General features: G+C 45.7%; 13 protein-coding genes. 9 read left to right on the top strand and 4 right to left on the bottom strand.

The window, feature by feature from the left end:
* The first annotated feature begins 47 nt into the window (after positions 1 to 47).
* The 9 genes from hpaI (at position 48) to dtpB (ending at position 9,671) form a co-directional block, all read left to right on the top strand.
* On the top strand, positions 48 to 818 hold the full coding sequence (hpaI, locus tag Xkoz_RS14595) for a 4-hydroxy-2-oxoheptanedioate aldolase (RefSeq protein ID WP_099142859.1): 771 nt from the start codon (positions 48 to 50) through the stop codon (positions 816 to 818).
* A 169-nt stretch (positions 819 to 987) separates the two neighbouring features.
* Positions 988 to 2,346: a 4-hydroxyphenylacetate permease gene (gene hpaX, locus Xkoz_RS14590; protein ID WP_099142858.1), complete on the top strand. Its 1,359-nt coding sequence runs from the start codon at positions 988 to 990 to the stop codon at positions 2,344 to 2,346.
* A 56-nt stretch (positions 2,347 to 2,402) separates the two neighbouring features.
* A complete protein-coding gene (gene hpaA, locus Xkoz_RS14585) occupies positions 2,403 to 3,314 on the top strand; it encodes a 4-hydroxyphenylacetate catabolism regulatory protein HpaA (RefSeq protein ID WP_099142857.1) in 912 nt (303 codons plus the stop codon).
* A gap of 127 nt (positions 3,315 to 3,441) precedes the next feature.
* The gene (locus Xkoz_RS14580; RefSeq protein ID WP_099142856.1) at positions 3,442 to 4,008 is read left to right on the top strand and encodes a hypothetical protein; all 567 of its coding nucleotides are present in this window, start codon (positions 3,442 to 3,444) and stop codon (positions 4,006 to 4,008) included.
* A gap of 57 nt (positions 4,009 to 4,065) precedes the next feature.
* Positions 4,066 to 4,686: a hypothetical protein gene (locus Xkoz_RS14575; protein WP_099142855.1), complete on the top strand. Its 621-nt coding sequence runs from the start codon at positions 4,066 to 4,068 to the stop codon at positions 4,684 to 4,686.
* A 26-nt stretch (positions 4,687 to 4,712) separates the two neighbouring features.
* Complete coding sequence (locus Xkoz_RS14570) at positions 4,713 to 5,261, top strand: hypothetical protein (protein WP_099142854.1); 549 nt, start codon at positions 4,713 to 4,715, stop codon at positions 5,259 to 5,261.
* 250 nt (positions 5,262 to 5,511) lie between these two features.
* Positions 5,512 to 7,074 (top strand): 4-hydroxyphenylacetate 3-monooxygenase, oxygenase component, encoded by a 1,563-nt coding sequence (gene hpaB / locus Xkoz_RS14565; RefSeq protein WP_099142853.1) that lies wholly within the window; start codon positions 5,512 to 5,514, stop codon positions 7,072 to 7,074.
* Between the two features lie 21 nt (positions 7,075 to 7,095).
* Positions 7,096 to 7,614 (top strand): 4-hydroxyphenylacetate 3-monooxygenase, reductase component, encoded by a 519-nt coding sequence (gene hpaC, locus Xkoz_RS14560; RefSeq protein ID WP_099142852.1) that lies wholly within the window; start codon positions 7,096 to 7,098, stop codon positions 7,612 to 7,614.
* A gap of 602 nt (positions 7,615 to 8,216) precedes the next feature.
* On the top strand, positions 8,217 to 9,671 hold the full coding sequence (gene dtpB / locus Xkoz_RS14550; RefSeq protein WP_099142850.1) for a dipeptide/tripeptide permease DtpB: 1,455 nt from the start codon (positions 8,217 to 8,219) through the stop codon (positions 9,669 to 9,671).
* 132 nt (positions 9,672 to 9,803) lie between these two features.
* On the opposite strand, the gene fbaA is transcribed toward dtpB, so the two are convergent.
* The 4 genes from fbaA to tkt all read right to left on the bottom strand — a co-directional run bounded on the left by fbaA (position 9,804) and on the right by tkt (position 15,481).
* A complete protein-coding gene (fbaA, locus tag Xkoz_RS14545; protein WP_099142849.1) occupies positions 9,804 to 10,880 on the bottom strand; it encodes a class II fructose-bisphosphate aldolase in 1,077 nt (358 codons plus the stop codon).
* A gap of 57 nt (positions 10,881 to 10,937) precedes the next feature.
* Positions 10,938 to 12,104 carry a phosphoglycerate kinase gene (gene pgk, locus Xkoz_RS14540; RefSeq protein ID WP_099142848.1) on the bottom strand — a complete coding sequence of 389 codons (1,167 nt, stop codon included), beginning with the start codon at positions 12,102 to 12,104 and terminating at the stop codon, positions 10,938 to 10,940.
* Between the two features lie 74 nt (positions 12,105 to 12,178).
* Positions 12,179 to 13,198 carry an erythrose-4-phosphate dehydrogenase gene (gene epd / locus Xkoz_RS14535; RefSeq protein ID WP_099142847.1) on the bottom strand — a complete coding sequence of 340 codons (1,020 nt, stop codon included), beginning with the start codon at positions 13,196 to 13,198 and terminating at the stop codon, positions 12,179 to 12,181.
* 288 nt (positions 13,199 to 13,486) lie between these two features.
* Entirely contained in the window at positions 13,487 to 15,481 is a 1,995-nt protein-coding gene (gene tkt, locus Xkoz_RS14530; RefSeq protein WP_099142846.1) for a transketolase, read from the bottom strand.
* Positions 15,482 to 16,114 lie beyond the last annotated feature (633 nt).

The following is a 16,114-nucleotide window of genomic DNA, read 5'->3' as shown; positions in this document are numbered from 1 at the left end:
CTCCCGAAATACCCGATCTAAAGTAGGGATTATACCGAGGTAACATCATGGATCAGCTAACAAATAAGTTTAAACAAACCCTGAAAGCAGGGCAGCCACAAATTGGGTTATGGCTTGGGCTATGCAGTGGATATAGTGCAGAAATACTGGCAGGAACCGGATTTGACTGGCTATTGATTGATGGGGAACATGCGCCCAATGATATTTCCACCATCCTAGCCCAATTACAGGGTATCGCGCCTTATCCCAGCCAGCCGGTCGTGCGCCCTGCGTGGAATGATCCGGTACTCGTCAAACAGTTATTGGATATCGGTGCACAAACGTTATTGTTTCCGATGATCCAGAATGCGGCGCAAGCACGTGAAGCGGTCAGGGCGACCCGTTATCCCCCCGCAGGTATTCGTGGCGTAGGGAGTGCCCTGGCGCGCGCTTCCCGCTGGAACCGCATTCCTGACTATCTATCCCGTGCCAATGGCGAAATTTGTGTCTTGGTTCAGGTAGAAACGCGCGAAGCCCTGCAAAACCTGCCGGAAATAGCGGCTGTCGACGGTGTCGATGGCGTGTTTATCGGCCCGGCAGATCTCAGCGCCGATATGGGATACATCGCTAACCCACAACATCCTGACGTTCAGGCGGCCATTGAACAAGCCATTGGTCAAATCCGCGCTTCCGGCAAGGCCGCTGGCATTTTGACGACCCATATTGATATGGCAAAACATTATCTCAATCTGGGCGCACTGTTTGTCGCCGTAGGGGTGGATACCATTTTGCTGACCGCAGCAGCCAGCGCCCTGGCAACGCATTTCGACCGAAAATGATGACGCAATAATGGCTGATGTTGAACGCGACATCAGCCATTGCAGTTGAAGTTCCTAATCGCCAATAGATTGCCAATCCCCACCAAAGGAAAATCAAGCCACCCACAAAACAAGGAATAGCAAAATAGGGGGATAAAAAAGAATAAAAAAGAATAAAAAGGAAACAACAATGAGCGCTTCACCTGACACCATACCAAAATCAGAACATCTGCCCCATCAACATCACAAGCTGACTGCCCAGCAGCAAAGTGTCATCAATAAATTATTCCGGCGCCTAATTTTCTTTCTCTTTATCCTGTTCGTTTTCTCTTTTCTGGATCGCATCAATATTGGTTTTGCGGGTTTGACGATGGGAAAAGATCTCGGTTTAACCTCCACGATGTTCGGCCTGGCCGCTACGCTGTTTTACGCCACTTACGTCATTTTCGGCATTCCCAGCAATGTGATATTGAGCATCGTGGGGGCGCGGCGCTGGATCGCGACCATTATGGTGTTATGGGGGATCGCGTCCACCGCCACCCTGTTTGCCACAGGGCCCACGAGCCTGTATATCCTGCGTATGCTGGTCGGCATTGCAGAAGCGGGTTTTTTGCCGGGGATTTTGGTTTACCTGACCTATTGGTTTCCGGCCTATTATCGGGCACGTGCCAACGCGCTGTTTATGATCGCCATGCCGGTGACGATGGCATTTGGTTCACTGATTTCCGGTTATATTCTGGAAATGGATGGCATCTGGGATTTGCGGGGCTGGCAGTGGTTATTTTTGCTGGAAGGCTTCCCTTCTGTGCTGCTCGGTTTTGCGGTCTGGTTTTATCTGGATGATTCACCCGCCAAGGCCAAATGGCTGACGCGTGAAGATAAACAGTGCCTGCAAGCGATGATAGAAAACGATAAACTTTCTTTACCGCAGCCTAATGGGAACAACAGTCAACAACAAAAAATCAGCCTATGGCGCGAGATTTTTACTCCCATTATATTGATGTACACCGTTGCTTATTTCTGCCTGACCAATACCCTGAGTGCCATTAATATCTGGACGCCCCAGATTATGCAGAGTTTTAATCAGAGCAGCAGCCATATCATCATCGGTTTTTTGACTGCCATTCCCCAATTTTGCACGATCTTAGGCATGGTGTACTGGAGCCGTCGCTCAGACCGCCTGCAAGAGCGCAAAATGCACACGGCCTTGCCCTACCTGTTTGCCGCCGCAGGCTGGATTTTAACTTCACTCACCGATAACAGCCTGGTGCAACTATTGGGGATCATAATGGCTTCCACCGGATCGTTTACCGCCATGGCGGTATTCTGGACAACGCCAGATCAAGCGATCAGCTTACGCGCCCGCGCGGTGGGGATCGCCGTGATCAATGCGACGGGTAATGTGGGATCGGCCGTCAGCCCTCTATTGATCGGTTGGTTAAAAGATCAAACAGGGAGTTTCAACGCTGGGCTTTATTTTGTTGCCGGGTTGCTGATCATCGGGGCGTTCATCGTTTTTCTGATCCCACGTCCACAGATAACCTCGTAAATGACGAGCAATAGATTGATCCCTCTTAGCCAACGATAACATACCGGAGAAAATCGATGCCTGCATCCAATGGACTCAAAGCCAACAAATCCATCATTGCCAATATCGATATTGCCAAAGACTATGATGAAACACAGGGATCGGATGATGTTCATTACCAAACTTTTGGTCACATGGCGGCATTTTTTGGGCGTGATATGCAGGCACATCGCCATGATGGTTTTTACCAACTGCATTTTCTGGTCACGGGTCGGATTGAATTGCAATTGGACGAACAGCATTATTCCGTACAAGCCCCGCTGTTTATTCTGACACCGCCTTCTGTCCCTCATGCTTTTTTTACGCAGGAAGATACAGATGGTTATGTACTGACCGTCCGACAGGAACTGATCACCCCGTTGCTCAGTTCGCTTTATCCTACTCAGCAAGAATTGGTTGATATTCCTGCCATCTGTCTTTCTGTTGCGGATAAATATGATGAATTGGAAACATTTAACCATTATTGGGCGCTGATCGGGCGTGAGTCTGCCAATCAATTTGCCGGGCGGGCGCAATCTCTCGCTCTTCTGGCCCAATCTTTGTTTACCTTTCTGCTGCGTAATATTCCCCTCGACGATCATCGTTCCAGTAGTGTCAGAGGAGAGTTGAAACTGTTCCAGCACTTTCACCAATTGATTGATAAATATTATTATCAGCATCTTGCCGTGCCAAAATATGCGGAAAAATTGGGCATTACGGAATCACGCCTAAAAGATATGTGCCGACGCTTTGCCAACCGGCCACCGAAGAAGCTGATCTTTGACCGGCTACTGCGAGAGGCAAAACGGTTATTGCTGTTTAGTGATAGCCCTGTATTTGAAATAGCGTACCAGCTTGGCTTTAAAGATCCGGCTTACTTTACCCGATTTTTTAATCGGTCAGTGGGGTGTTCACCGAGTGTTTGGCGGGAAGGGCATTCTGGTGGATAGTGTCTTGAATATATACCTTCTCTTTTGCATATTATACACTTCCCACTATTGTTTAATTTCTTTCTTATCCACAGTCCAATAAAGTTTAACAATTTATCCCATTCCTCCATTAAACAGGAATATCATTATGTCGATGAGAACATTATATAATCTCTTTATGGCTAAAAAAGCCATTAATTATGTGAATAATTCTGTTGAGGTTATATCCCCAAATCAAATCCCTAAGATACCAGAATTACTTCCATATCGGGATGACATGAAACTTCAACTTCACCACATGCGAAAAATGATAGATCAAACAACAAGAAAAAATGTAATAAGAGATAACATAAAAAGAGACGAACCTCATTTTTATCAAAAACTTTATGGAAAACGTATTCCCATTCGCAGTGCTTATGCAACTGAATGGCATGTGGGTAATTGCGGGGAAAAAGCGGCCATAGCATTTGCCCATTTAAAATTTAATCGCGTAAAACCCCTCGATTTTTTTTCAATCGATATTGACAACTTAGGCAATGATCACCACTCCATTGTCGTTATTGGTAGAGTAACGGGGAACAGCACCGATCCAGCAACCTGGGGTCGTGAAGCTGTGATTTGTGATCCATGGGATAAAACAGCATATCCTGCCCATCTTTATCCAGATAAAGTGGCTTTTAAGGGAAGGTTAAAATTACGCTATAGATATGAATAAACCATTATTTTATTTATCTTCGCCACACTAAAACACAATAACATCATAAGGCTAATTATGGGAAAAGCATTAAATTTATACTTGGCCAAAAAAGCAATTGAACATATTAATAATACACTTGGAATTATTTCGCCAAACCGACTGCCAGAACATTTACTTTTTCCACCTTCGAACAGAACTTTTTATAATCGGCGTCTTCAAACCCTACGTGAGAAAGGAAAAGAAACATTAAATAATTATTATAAAAATCGGGCTGACGATGCAATTAAAAAAGATCCTAACATTATTAATAAAGAGCCGGGGATCACTAATCCCGCAAGGTATTATGCTGCTAAAACGCCACAAGAACATATCATCAGGCAACGATTAATTTCTAATAACTATGCCATAGAAGCAGGTGTCGGTAACTGTAATGAAAAGTCACAAATTGCTTTCACTTATTTATTACTGCGAGGCGCTCGCCCGCTGGAACGCTTCGTCATCATTAATGAGATGGGGATCAGTGATCATGCTTTTATCGTCATTGGCAGAAACCAAGGTGAACCCCATCAATCAGAAAGTTGGAACCATGAGGCGGTGATTTGTGATCCTTGGGACGACAATGTATTCCTCGCTATTGGTCGTGATCTCAGCACTTTTTTTAATGGCACATTAAGGCTGATGTATCGCTATGAGTAAATTTTCCGAAATAAGGAGAAATAACAATGACAATGTTACTGCCCTATAACCTGTTTTTAGCAAGAAAAGCCATTAACTATGTAAATATTCAGATTGGTGTGACGTCGACAAACCAGATGCCTATCCAGACACCTGAACAAATAGATAGGAAACACCACTACGAGGTTGAGTTATTCAAAATCAGAGATTCTGTCATGCAAAGGGTTCAGGAGCATGTTGGCAATACACGCTCTAACTCCTTTTATAGAAAACATATGATGTTTTCTAACGCTGCCACTATAGAATCCCATTTGGGAAATTGTGGAGAAAAAGCCATTCTTGCTTTCTCTTATCTTAAAAATCTGGGAGCAAAACCGCTTGATCTATTTGATATTGACCTCGAAAATGATGGGCATACATTTGTGGTTATTGGTAGGGAAACGGGATATATGATGCCCCCTAATACATGGAACCCTGAATCAGTGGTGTGTGACCCATGGACCAACCAGGCCTATCCGATCAAACTTTATGACAGCAAAGCTCCATTTACGGGAAACTTAATTTTACACTATCGTTATGGAGGCAGCCCGTCATAATAGGGTTATTCCATTTTTATCCCTCAATAATAAAGCAGAAAAATACGGGTGATCAAAACACTAGATCGATCACATTTTTGTAACAAATGTGCTGTTTTCGCCGAAAAATACCAGTAAACCCTCTGAAAGTCTCTTCAAGAGAAGCTGTTTAGTCGTTTCAATCAGACAACGAAAGAAACATACGATTAACACTTACCCCCCATGTGGATAACAAATCAACGTGGGGGATTGTTTGGAGCATGAGGTTGCTATGAGACTAGAAGATTTGCGTACTGATCATAAACGCCCATTTACTGGTAAAGAATACCTAAGTTCACTTCAGGATAGCCGCGAAATTTACATCTATGGTGAACGCGTCAACGATGTCACAACCCATCCGGCTTTCCGCAATGCGGCAGCTTCAATGGGTCAACTGTATGATGCCCTTCATGCCCAGGAAACGCACGATGCACTTTGTTGGGATACGGATACCGGCAATGGTGGCTATACCCACAAATTTTTCCGTTTCGCCACCAGCGCTGATGATATCCGCCAACAGCGCGATGCCATTGCCGAATGGTCGCGCCTGAACTACGGCTGGATGGGGCGTTCGCCCGATTATAAAGCGGCTTTCTGCTGCTCATTGGGTGCCTATCCTGAATATTATGGACAATTCGCCGACAATGCCCGCACCTGGTATAAGCGCATTCAGGAAAGTTGCATCTATTTTAATCATGCGATTGTCAATCCGCCGATTGATCGCCATATGCCAGCCGATCAGGTCAAAGACGTTTTTATCCAAATCGAAAAAGAGACGGATGCCGGCATTATTGTCAGTGGCGCGAAAGTCGTCGCAACCAATTCAGCCCTGACTCACTATAATTTTATCGGCTTTGGCTCTGCACAGGTGATCGGAGATAATCCTGATTTTGCCCTCATGTTTGTTGCCCCCATGGATGCCGATGGCGTGAAATTAATCTCCCGCGCCTCCTATGAATTGGTGTCAGGGGTTACCGGTTCACCGTTTGATTATCCCCTTTCCAGTCGGTTTGATGAAAATGACGCCATTCTGGTGATGGATAAGGTATTAATTCCATGGGAAAACGTGTTAATTTATCGCGATTTTGATCGCGCCCGTCATTGGGCAGTGCAAAGCGGTTTCGCGCGGCTATTCCCTATGCAAGCCTGCGTCCGTTTTGCCGTTAAGCTGGATTTCATTACGGCGCTGCTACAAAAAAGCCTTGAATGCACCGGCGTGGTGGAGTTCCGGGGGGTTCAGGCCGATTTGGGCGAAGTTGTCGCATGGCGCAATCTGTTCTGGTCATTGACCGATGCAATGTGGGCGGAATCCAAGCCGTGGGAAAATGGCGCTTATCTGCCCGATACGCAAGCGATTCAAACTTATCGCGTGATGGCACCGATGGCTTATACAAAAATCAAGAACATTATTGAAAGCAATGTCACCAGTGGCTTGATTTATTTGCCATCCAGTGTGCGTGATATGCATAACCCTGAGATCAATAAGTATCTTGAAAAATATGTCCGTGGTTCTAACGGGATTGACCACGTAGAACGCATTAAGATTTTGAAATTAATGTGGGATGCCATTGGCAGTGAGTTTGGCGGACGCCATGAATTATATGAAATTAATTATGCCGGCAGCCAGGATGAAATTCGCCTGCAATGTCTGCGTCATGCCTATGGTTCCGGTAATATGAAGAAAATGACGGAATTAGTGGATCGTTGTCTCTCTGACTATGATGTGAATGGCTGGACCAGACCCCACTTACACAACAACTGTGATATTAACCTGTTAGATAAGCTGTTGAAATAAGTCAGCAGCAGGAGGCCTATTATGTCTGTAGAAAATGAATATCGCTTGCGTTTCAGAGATGCGATGGCAAGCCTTTCCGCGGCGGTGAATATCATCACCACCGATGGCCCCGCGGGGCGCTGCGGTATGACTGCAACCGCAGTGTGCTCTGTGACAGATACGCCTCCAACCCTGATGGTATGCATTAATCACAATAGTGCCATGAATCCGGTATTTCAGGAAAATGGTCATTTGTGTGTCAATATCCTAAACCATGAACAGGAGTTGATGGCACGCCATTTCGCTGGCATGACGGGAGTCAGTATGGAAGAGCGTTTCAATTGGAATATCTGGAAAACGGGTGTACTGAGGCAACCCTTGCTGCAAGAGACGCTCGCCAATTTAGAAGGATGTATTAAGCAAGTACAGGAAGTTGGGACTCACTATGTCTATCTGGTGGAAATAAAACAGATCATGGTTCGTGAAGAAGGCCACGGGTTGATTTACTTTAAGCGTAGTTTTCATCCGGTGATGGATAAAACCGCAATAACTGCCGCTTAAACCAAAGCACATTAAAGCATAAATATTTTCAATGTCGTCTCCTAATATGAAGGTTCTTTAACAAAGGGCCTTCACGCCTAAATTCTTATCAATATCGTTTTAATTGATATTTCATAAAGTTCATACTGAATATTAACCCAAAACCTCAATTTTAAAATCCTCCATCTCATATTATACCAATCCAACTTCAAGTTGCCGTTTGCAAACCAATGGAAGTGCTTATATCTCCCCGCTGCGCGGGGAGATATAAAACGCATCTTGAAAGGCGACGGGTATAAAAAAATGAAACAAACAGCCAGGTCAAATGGCAGCCAAATTGATTTATTTGCAAGCATATAATCCACTTATTAATAATTTTTGATATTAATTTAGTGAATATTCTGTCAAATCTGGTATTACTTTTTTTAGTTAGTGTGATCTATCGTTGAGAAGATACCATCCCAGTATATTAACCTCCCTCGCTTCACGATCACCATGATTAAATAAACAAAATCACAACCCATGCGATACATTAAGTTACAAGTATGTTAACAACAGTACAATGATCTGAATATATTTTTATCTGAATGTATTACCCATAAGAGTTAACAGAGGCATTCACTATGAGTAAAACCGCTCCGGTCGGTTTATGGGATCAACCCAAACCCTTTTTTATGATCTTTTTTGTAGAACTATGGGAACGATTTGGCTACTACGGCGTTCAAGGCATTCTGGCTGTTTACTTCGTTCAACAACTTGGTTTTTCCGAAACTCAATCATTTATCACTTTTGGCGCCTTTACTGCGCTGGTCTATGGTCTGATTTCAATCGGTGGTTATGTTGGTGATCACTTATTGGGAACAAAACGGACGATTGCCCTGGGTGCTATTGTACTGGCAATCGGCTATTTTATGATTGGCCTTTCCATCATAAAACCTGAGCTGATTTTTTATGCCTTGGGAACCGTCGCTGTCGGTAATGGCCTTTTCAAAGCTAACCCGGCCAGCCTGCTGGCAAAATGTTACCAGCCGCAAGATCCGCGTTTGGATGGGGCATTTACGCTATTTTATATGTCCATTAACCTTGGCTCCCTGGTTTCCCTCTCTCTTGCCCCCGTCATTGCCGAAAAATATGGTTATGCGCTCACCTATAATATCTGTGGTATTGGCCTGATTATCGCCCTGTTGGTTTATATCGCCTGCCGTCATATTGTACATAATATCGGTTCAGAGCCAGACCACGCCCCTTTGAATTATGCCACCTTGTTTTTCGTCTTGGTGGGTGCAGTGGTGATGATTGGCATCTGTGCCTGGTTATTGCATCACATCAAAATTGCCAATATTGCCCTTATAACGATCTCAATCATTGTTGTCGCGATCTTCTTCTGGCAGGCATTCAAACAAGACAGGGTCGCCCGCAACAAGATGTTTGTGGCATTTATTCTGATGCTCCAGGCCATCGTGTTCTATATCCTGTATAACCAGATGCCAACATCTCTCAACTTCTTCGCCATCAACAATGTTCATCACCAGATTTTGGGGTTTAATATCAATCCCATCAGTTTCCAGGCACTGAACCCATTTTGGATCATCGTCATCAGCCCTATCCTGGCCATTGTTTACACCAAACTGGGTAACAAGGGTAAAGATTTTTCCATGCCAACGAAATTCACCTTCGGCATGTTCCTGTGCTCTCTGGGCTTCCTGACCGCCGCCGCCTCTGGTTTATTTGCCGATGCGAATGGTATTACCTCTCCATGGTTTATTGTGCTGGTGTACCTGTTCCAGAGCGTCGGTGAGTTAATGATCAGTGCGTTGGGATTGGCAATGGTAGCAACTTTTGTTCCTAGCTATCTGACGGGGTTTATTCTGGGTATGTGGTTCCTGTCACAAGCTGCGGCATCAGTCTTGGGCAGTTATGTGGCAACCTTTACTGCTGCGCCAGAAGGTGTGACTAATCCACTGCAAACCCTGCCAATTTATACTGGCGTCTTTGGTAAGATCGGGGTTGCCACCCTGGTTGTCGCTGTGATTATGGCCTTTATGGTGCCGTGGTTGAACAAGTTTATGAAAGCGTAATCTGCTTAATTAAGCCAATTTTTCGCTCGTTGATAATTCAAATGATGGGCGGGGAATATCAGATCAAGCTGGCTAATTCAAAAAAACTTAGCCAGCTTTTTTAACGAGTAACGTTGCTTTTATAACAACGAATTACAGCACATCAACCGCATTCAGCTCTTTAAAAGCCTGTTCCAGACGAATAACCATGGAAGACTGCCCCGCACGCAGCCAAACACGTGGATCGTAGAATTTCTTGTTTGGCTTATCCGCACCTTCTGGGTTACCCAACTGGCCTTGCAGGTAGTCTTCGTTCTTTTTGTAGTAGTTCAGGATACCTTCCCACGCTGCCCACTGGGTATCGGTATCAATATTCATTTTCACTACACCGTAGCTAACCGCTTCCTTAATCTCTTCTGCGGTAGAGCCGGAACCACCGTGGAAGACGAAATCCAAGCTGTTGTGTGGCAGGTTGAATGTCTCGGAAACGTAGTTTTGTGAGTTACGCAGAATTTTTGGTGTCAGTTTCACGTTACCTGGCTTATAGACACCGTGAACATTACCGAAAGAAGCCGCGATGGTGAAACGTGGGCTGATAGCGTTCAGCTTCTCATACGCATACGCGACATCTTCTGGCTGCGTGTACAAGGAAGAGCTGTCCAGATGCGTGTTATCAACACCATCTTCTTCACCCCCCGTGCAACCCAGTTCAATTTCCAGCGTCATATCGATTTTCGCCATGCGGGCCAGATACTGGCCGCAAATCTCAATATTTTCTTCCAGCGATTCTTCTGACAGGTCGATCATGTGAGAGGAGAACAGAGGCTTGCCCGTTTGTGCGTAGTGTTTCTCACCCGCGTCCAACAAACCGTCGATCCATGGCAGCAGTTTACGGGCACAATGGTCGGTATGCAGGATAACAGGCACCCCATAATGCTCTGCCATTTGGTGAACATGGTGAGCACCTGAAATAGCACCGATAATTGCTGCTTGTTGTCCTTCTGCTTTCAAACCTTTACCGGCAATGAAAGAAGCACCGCCGTTAGAAAACTGGACAATGACCGGAGCACGTACTCTTGCCGCCGTTTCCAACACTGCGTTGATAGAATCAGTACCGACACAGTTAACCGCTGGTAACGCGAAGTTGTTTTCTTTAGCGACGGCAAAGACTTTTTGAACATCATCACCAGTGATGACACCCGGTTTTACGAAATCAAAAATTTTAGACATGTTACGTGGTCCTGTATTGACATTGAACAGGCAGCCAATGCTGCCTGTTATCACAACTTAATGACTTTTAGCACGTTCTTCCAGCATCACAACGGCGGGGAGTTTTTTGCCTTCAACGAACTCAAGGAAAGCCCCACCCCCCGTAGAGATGTAAGAGATCTTATCGGCAATTTCGAACAGATCGATTGCCGCCAAGGTATCACCACCCCCTGCGATTGAGAAAGCATCGCTTTCAGCAATTGCACGGGCAATAATCTCGGTTCCTTTACGGAAATTAGGGAATTCAAAAACACCTACCGGACCATTCCACAAAATAGTCTTGGCGTTTTTCAGGATTTCAGCCAGACGTGCAGCAGAAGCATCACCCAAGTCAAGGATCTGCTCTTCGTCTTTAATTTCATTGGTGTATTTCAGCGTTGCTTCGGCAGTCTCAGAGAATTCTGTCGCAACACGAACATCGGTAGGAACTGGGATGTCACAGCTTTCCATCAGTTTTTTTGCTTCTGGAATCAAATCATCTTCGTACAGTGAACGGCCAACGTTGTGCCCTTCTGCGGCAACAAACGTATTGGCAATCCCACCACCGACGATCAGCTGATCGGCAATTTTGGACAATGAATCAAGGACTGTCAGTTTGGTTGAAACCTTAGATCCCCCCACAATCGCGACCATTGGGCGAGCAGGGTTGTGCAGTGCTTGACCCAACGCTTCCAGTTCACCAGACAGCAGCGGGCCGGCACAAGCAATTGGGGCAAACTTGGCGACACCGTGAGTTGACGCTTGCGCACGATGGGCTGTACCAAAAGCATCCATGACATACACATCACACAATGCAGCGTACTGCTTTGATAATGTCTCATCGTCTTTTTTCTCACCTTTGTTGAAGCGAACGTTTTCCAGAACAACTAATTCGCCTTCTGCTACCTCAACCCCATCCAGATAATTTTTTTCCAGACGAACAGGGGAAGACAGTGCTTCTTTCAAATAATCAACGACAGGTTGCAGTGAGAACTCTTCGTTGTATTCTCCCTCAGTCGGGCGTCCCAGGTGAGAAGTAACCATGACCTTGGCTCCCTGACTCAACGCAGCCTCAATCGTCGGCAAAGACGCACGGATACGAGCATCAGAAGTCACTTTGCCACCTTTTACAGGCACATTCAGATCAGAACGGATCAATACACGTTTACCCGCGAGATCTAAATCAGTCATCTTAATTACAGACATGGTGAATCCTCTCATTGATTCTTTATAAAATTACTCAATCTTCTGCTGTGTGCTGTTTGTGACACAACAAATGATTATTTGAAACCGGTTGCGGCCATTGCCAGCGTTGTATCAATCATACGATTGGCAAAGCCCCACTCATTGTCACACCATACCAGAGTCTTAATCAGGTGTTTCCCGCTCACTCTCGTTTGTGTGCCATCCACAATAGCACTGTGGGGATCGTGGTTGAAATCCGTTGATACCAACGGCAAATCCGTGTAATCCACTATACCACGAAACTCCCTGACCGCTGATTTTTGCAGGAGCTGGTTTACATCTTCAACACTTACAGCCGTACGGACCGTGACACTTAAGTCAATGGCTGTCACATTAATCGTGGGGACTCGAACAGAAATCGCCTCAAACCGATCATTGAATTTAGGGAAAATACGCGTGATCCCCGCAGCCAGTTTTGTATCAACGGGAATAATGGATTGACTGGCCGCGCGTGTTCGACGTAAATCACAGTGATAAGCATCAATCACGGGTTGATCATTCATCGATGCATGGATGGTTGTCACCGTACCAGATTCAATATTGAACGCATCATCCAACACTTTGATAACTGGAATGATGCAGTTTGTTGTACAGGATGCATTAGAAACAATGCGATCTTCGGCAACCAATGAATGGTGGTTGACACCATATACCACGGTCGCATCCAGATCATTGCCTCCCGGATGTGCAAACAGAACCTTTTTAGCGCCACTCGCGATATGAGACTCTCCGTCGGCTCGTTCGCCATATTTGCCCGTGCAGTCAAGAACAATGTCGATACCTAACTCTTTCCACGGCAGGGCTGAGATTTTCGGTTGATGAAACAGCCGAATATTGTCTTCCCCTATTTGCAATAAATCATTATTCAGGCGTACATCCCATGCAAAACGCCCATGACTGGAATCGTATTTCAACAAGTGAGCAATGCCTTGTGCGTTTGCCAACTCATTGATAGCGATCACTGAAATTTCAGCTTGACGCCCGGATTCGTACAGAGCGCGCAAGATGCTGCGCCCTATTCTCCCAAAACCGTTAATCGCTACCCTGATAGTCATGTTACTCCCTGAATTTCTCTGTAGTCACGCAACCGCTTAGGATAACTGAGCAATCTCTGCTTGTACTGATAATTCACCACAAAATTAACCAGATTGTGACAGACAAGACATTTTATAGACTAAATCACATCCTTAACTGAAACGGTTCAGCCACTATAAAATCAGGTTACGAGAAAAAAAGCACGATGGCAAGCGCCACTCGTCACATTATGGGGGAAAGGTTGAACAAAAAAAGAGCGCATTCGCCCTAAAATTGATACGAATGCGCTTATATGGATTATTTGCTGATTATTTCAGCAGAGCTGTTGCCTTAGCGACGACATTGTCAACAGTAAAGCCAAACTCTTTGAACAGAAGATCAGCAGGCGCAGATTCACCGAAAGTGCTCATACCGACGATAGCACCATGGATGCCAACATATTTATACCAGTAATCAGCAATACCCGCTTCGATGGCAACACGCGCAGAAACAGCCGCTGGCAGCACCGCTTCACGATATGCCGCATCTTGCTTATCAAAAGCATCCGTTGATGGCATAGAAACCACACGAACCTGACGGCCTTCAGCAGTCAGTTGATCAGCCGCTTTCACAGCCAGTTCCACTTCGGAACCCGTTGCAATCAGGATCAATTCAGGCTGGCCTGCGCAATCTTTCAGGATGTAAGCCCCTTTCTCAATATTCGCCAATTGCTCAGCGGTACGCGCCTGCTGGGCCAGATTTTGGCGGGAGAAGATGAGGGCCGTTGGGCCATCTTTGCGCTCAATGGCATATTTCCATGCCACCGCAGATTCGACCTGATCACAGGGGCGCCATGTGCTCATATTTGGCGTGACACGCAGGCTAGCAATCTGTTCGACTGGCTGGTGGGTTGGGCCATCTTCACCCAGGCCGATAGAGTCGTGGGTATAAACAAAGATGCTACGCACTTTCATGAGTGCTGCCATACGTACAGCGTTACGGGCATATTCCAGGAACATCAGGAAGGTTGCGCCATAAGGCACAAAGCCACCATGCAGTGCGATACCATTCATGATGGCAGACATGCCGAATTCACGCACACCGTAGTGAATGTAATTACCGTCCTGAACTTCGTTCAGCGGCTTAGAGCCAGACCACATGGTCAGGTTACTGGGTGCCAAGTCAGCAGAGCCGCCCATGAATTCTGGCAGGACTTTACCGAAGGCTTCCAGGGCATTTTGGGATGCCTTACGGCTGGCGATGGAAGCGGGGTTTTGTTGCAGTTTTTCAATAAATGCCTTGGATTCGGCTTGCCAGTTTGCTGGCAGTTCACCGCGGGTACGGCGGGTGAATTCAGTCGCCAGTTCTGGGTAATTTTGCGCATACGCAGCAAATTTCTCTGCCCAGACGGCTTCCTTAGCTTTGCCGGCTTCTTGGGCGTTCCAGCCAGCATAAATATCCTGAGGAATATCAAACGCAGGATGTTCCCAACCCAGCGCCTTACGGGTCGCTTCGATTTCCGCATCACCCAATGGCGAACCATGGCACTCTTCTTTGCCCGCTTTATTGGGTGAGCCAAAGCCGATGATCGTTTTGCACATCAACAAGGATGGCTTGCCTGTTTCTTGGCGTGCGGCTTCAATGGCGGCGGCAATCGCGTCAGCGTCATGACCATCTATGCCACGGATAACATGCCAGCCATAGGCTTCAAAGCGGGCGGCGGTATCATCGGTGAACCAACCTTCTACCTCACCATCAATAGAGATACCGTTGTCATCATAAAAGGCGATCAACTTGCCCAGTTTCAGCGTACCCGCCAAAGAGCAAACTTCATGGGAGATCCCTTCCATCATGCAGCCATCACCCATGAACGCATAAGTGAAATGATCAACGATATCATGACCAGGACGGTTGAACTGCGCGGCCAGTGTGCGCTCTGCAATCGCAAAACCTACTGCATTGGCGATACCCTGCCCCAATGGGCCAGTCGTGGTTTCTACACCTGGCGTATAGCCATATTCTGGATGGCCTGGAGTCTTAGAGTGCAGTTGACGGAAGTTTTTCAAATCATCAATAGAAACATCATAACCCGTCAGGTGCAAAAGGCTGTATATCAGCATGGAGCCGTGGCCATTGGATAACACGAAACGGTCGCGATCAGCCCAGTCTGGATTAGAAGGGTTATGGTTCAGATAATCGCGCCACAGCACTTCGGCAATGTCAGCCATTCCCATTGGTGCGCCAGGATGCCCTGATTTTGCTTTCTGCACAGCGTCCATGCTTAAGAAGCGGATAGCATTAGCAAGGGTTTTACGAGTGGTCATTCTTTACTCCAAGTCGGATAGAAGCGTTAGTGAACTAGGGATTAATTTTCGCAGCGCAGCATACAAATCGCAATCATTAATGCCAGATAATTAATACCATATAAGGAGAATTATCTTAATTTTTCTCTGACAATAATGCTTTGATTTACCCCGTTGTTTTGGTTTCCCTTCAAGGTCGTGTATGCAACTCAAGGTGATCTTGCGCAAAAAAGGGATCATTTCCCGATGTGGTTTGCGCAATAGATAGAAAGCCACATATTAAACATGATAATCTGTAAATCAAGGCCAAAAAGGGGGAGTTCTTCTGCTAAATTAGGCTCATATACGGAAATGATAACTTCCTCTAACTCGAAAAATTAACTGACTTTAGGGAACGATCTGATAATTTTCATCAGCAAAACAAACGAGGAAGTGTTATCTGCATTAACAATCGTATCAACTGCAATTTTAGTGATATCACCTTGAATGATATTAATTCTGCTGTTGCTCATTTGTCATACTTCTCCCATCTTGCCATATACATTTATATTCATATATACGCAATTAACTTGAAGATGCAGGAATTAAAGTCTGGAAATTATCTGTCAACCGGGTGGTCAATTCCTGTGCTTTTTCGGGTAATGTAACATGAAA

The sequence above is a fragment of the Xenorhabdus kozodoii genome (assembly GCF_002632875.1).
GTDB lineage: Bacteria > Pseudomonadota > Gammaproteobacteria > Enterobacterales > Enterobacteriaceae > Xenorhabdus > Xenorhabdus kozodoii.
This window is presented reverse-complemented; position numbering and strand designations above follow the sequence as displayed.

What these genes read in the sequence shown, in the direction of transcription:
- Xkoz_RS14570 (WP_099142854.1), top strand. Translation starts at nt 4,713, where the DNA reads ATGACAATGTTACTGCCCTATAACCTGTTTTTAGCAAGAAAAGCCATT.
- fbaA (WP_099142849.1), bottom strand. Translation starts at nt 10,880, where the DNA reads ATGTCTAAAATTTTTGATTTCGTAAAACCGGGTGTCATCACTGGTGAT.
- Xkoz_RS14575 (WP_099142855.1), top strand. Translation starts at nt 4,066, where the DNA reads ATGGGAAAAGCATTAAATTTATACTTGGCCAAAAAAGCAATTGAACAT.
- hpaI (WP_099142859.1), top strand. Translation starts at nt 48, where the DNA reads ATGGATCAGCTAACAAATAAGTTTAAACAAACCCTGAAAGCAGGGCAG.
- epd (WP_099142847.1), bottom strand. Translation starts at nt 13,198, where the DNA reads ATGACTATCAGGGTAGCGATTAACGGTTTTGGGAGAATAGGGCGCAGC.
- hpaA (WP_099142857.1), top strand. Translation starts at nt 2,403, where the DNA reads ATGCCTGCATCCAATGGACTCAAAGCCAACAAATCCATCATTGCCAAT.
- hpaX (WP_099142858.1), top strand. Translation starts at nt 988, where the DNA reads ATGAGCGCTTCACCTGACACCATACCAAAATCAGAACATCTGCCCCAT.
- hpaC (WP_099142852.1), top strand. Translation starts at nt 7,096, where the DNA reads ATGTCTGTAGAAAATGAATATCGCTTGCGTTTCAGAGATGCGATGGCA.
- hpaB (WP_099142853.1), top strand. Translation starts at nt 5,512, where the DNA reads ATGAGACTAGAAGATTTGCGTACTGATCATAAACGCCCATTTACTGGT.
- tkt (WP_099142846.1), bottom strand. Translation starts at nt 15,481, where the DNA reads ATGACCACTCGTAAAACCCTTGCTAATGCTATCCGCTTCTTAAGCATG.
- dtpB (WP_099142850.1), top strand. Translation starts at nt 8,217, where the DNA reads ATGAGTAAAACCGCTCCGGTCGGTTTATGGGATCAACCCAAACCCTTT.
- pgk (WP_099142848.1), bottom strand. Translation starts at nt 12,104, where the DNA reads ATGTCTGTAATTAAGATGACTGATTTAGATCTCGCGGGTAAACGTGTA.
- Xkoz_RS14580 (WP_099142856.1), top strand. Translation starts at nt 3,442, where the DNA reads ATGTCGATGAGAACATTATATAATCTCTTTATGGCTAAAAAAGCCATT.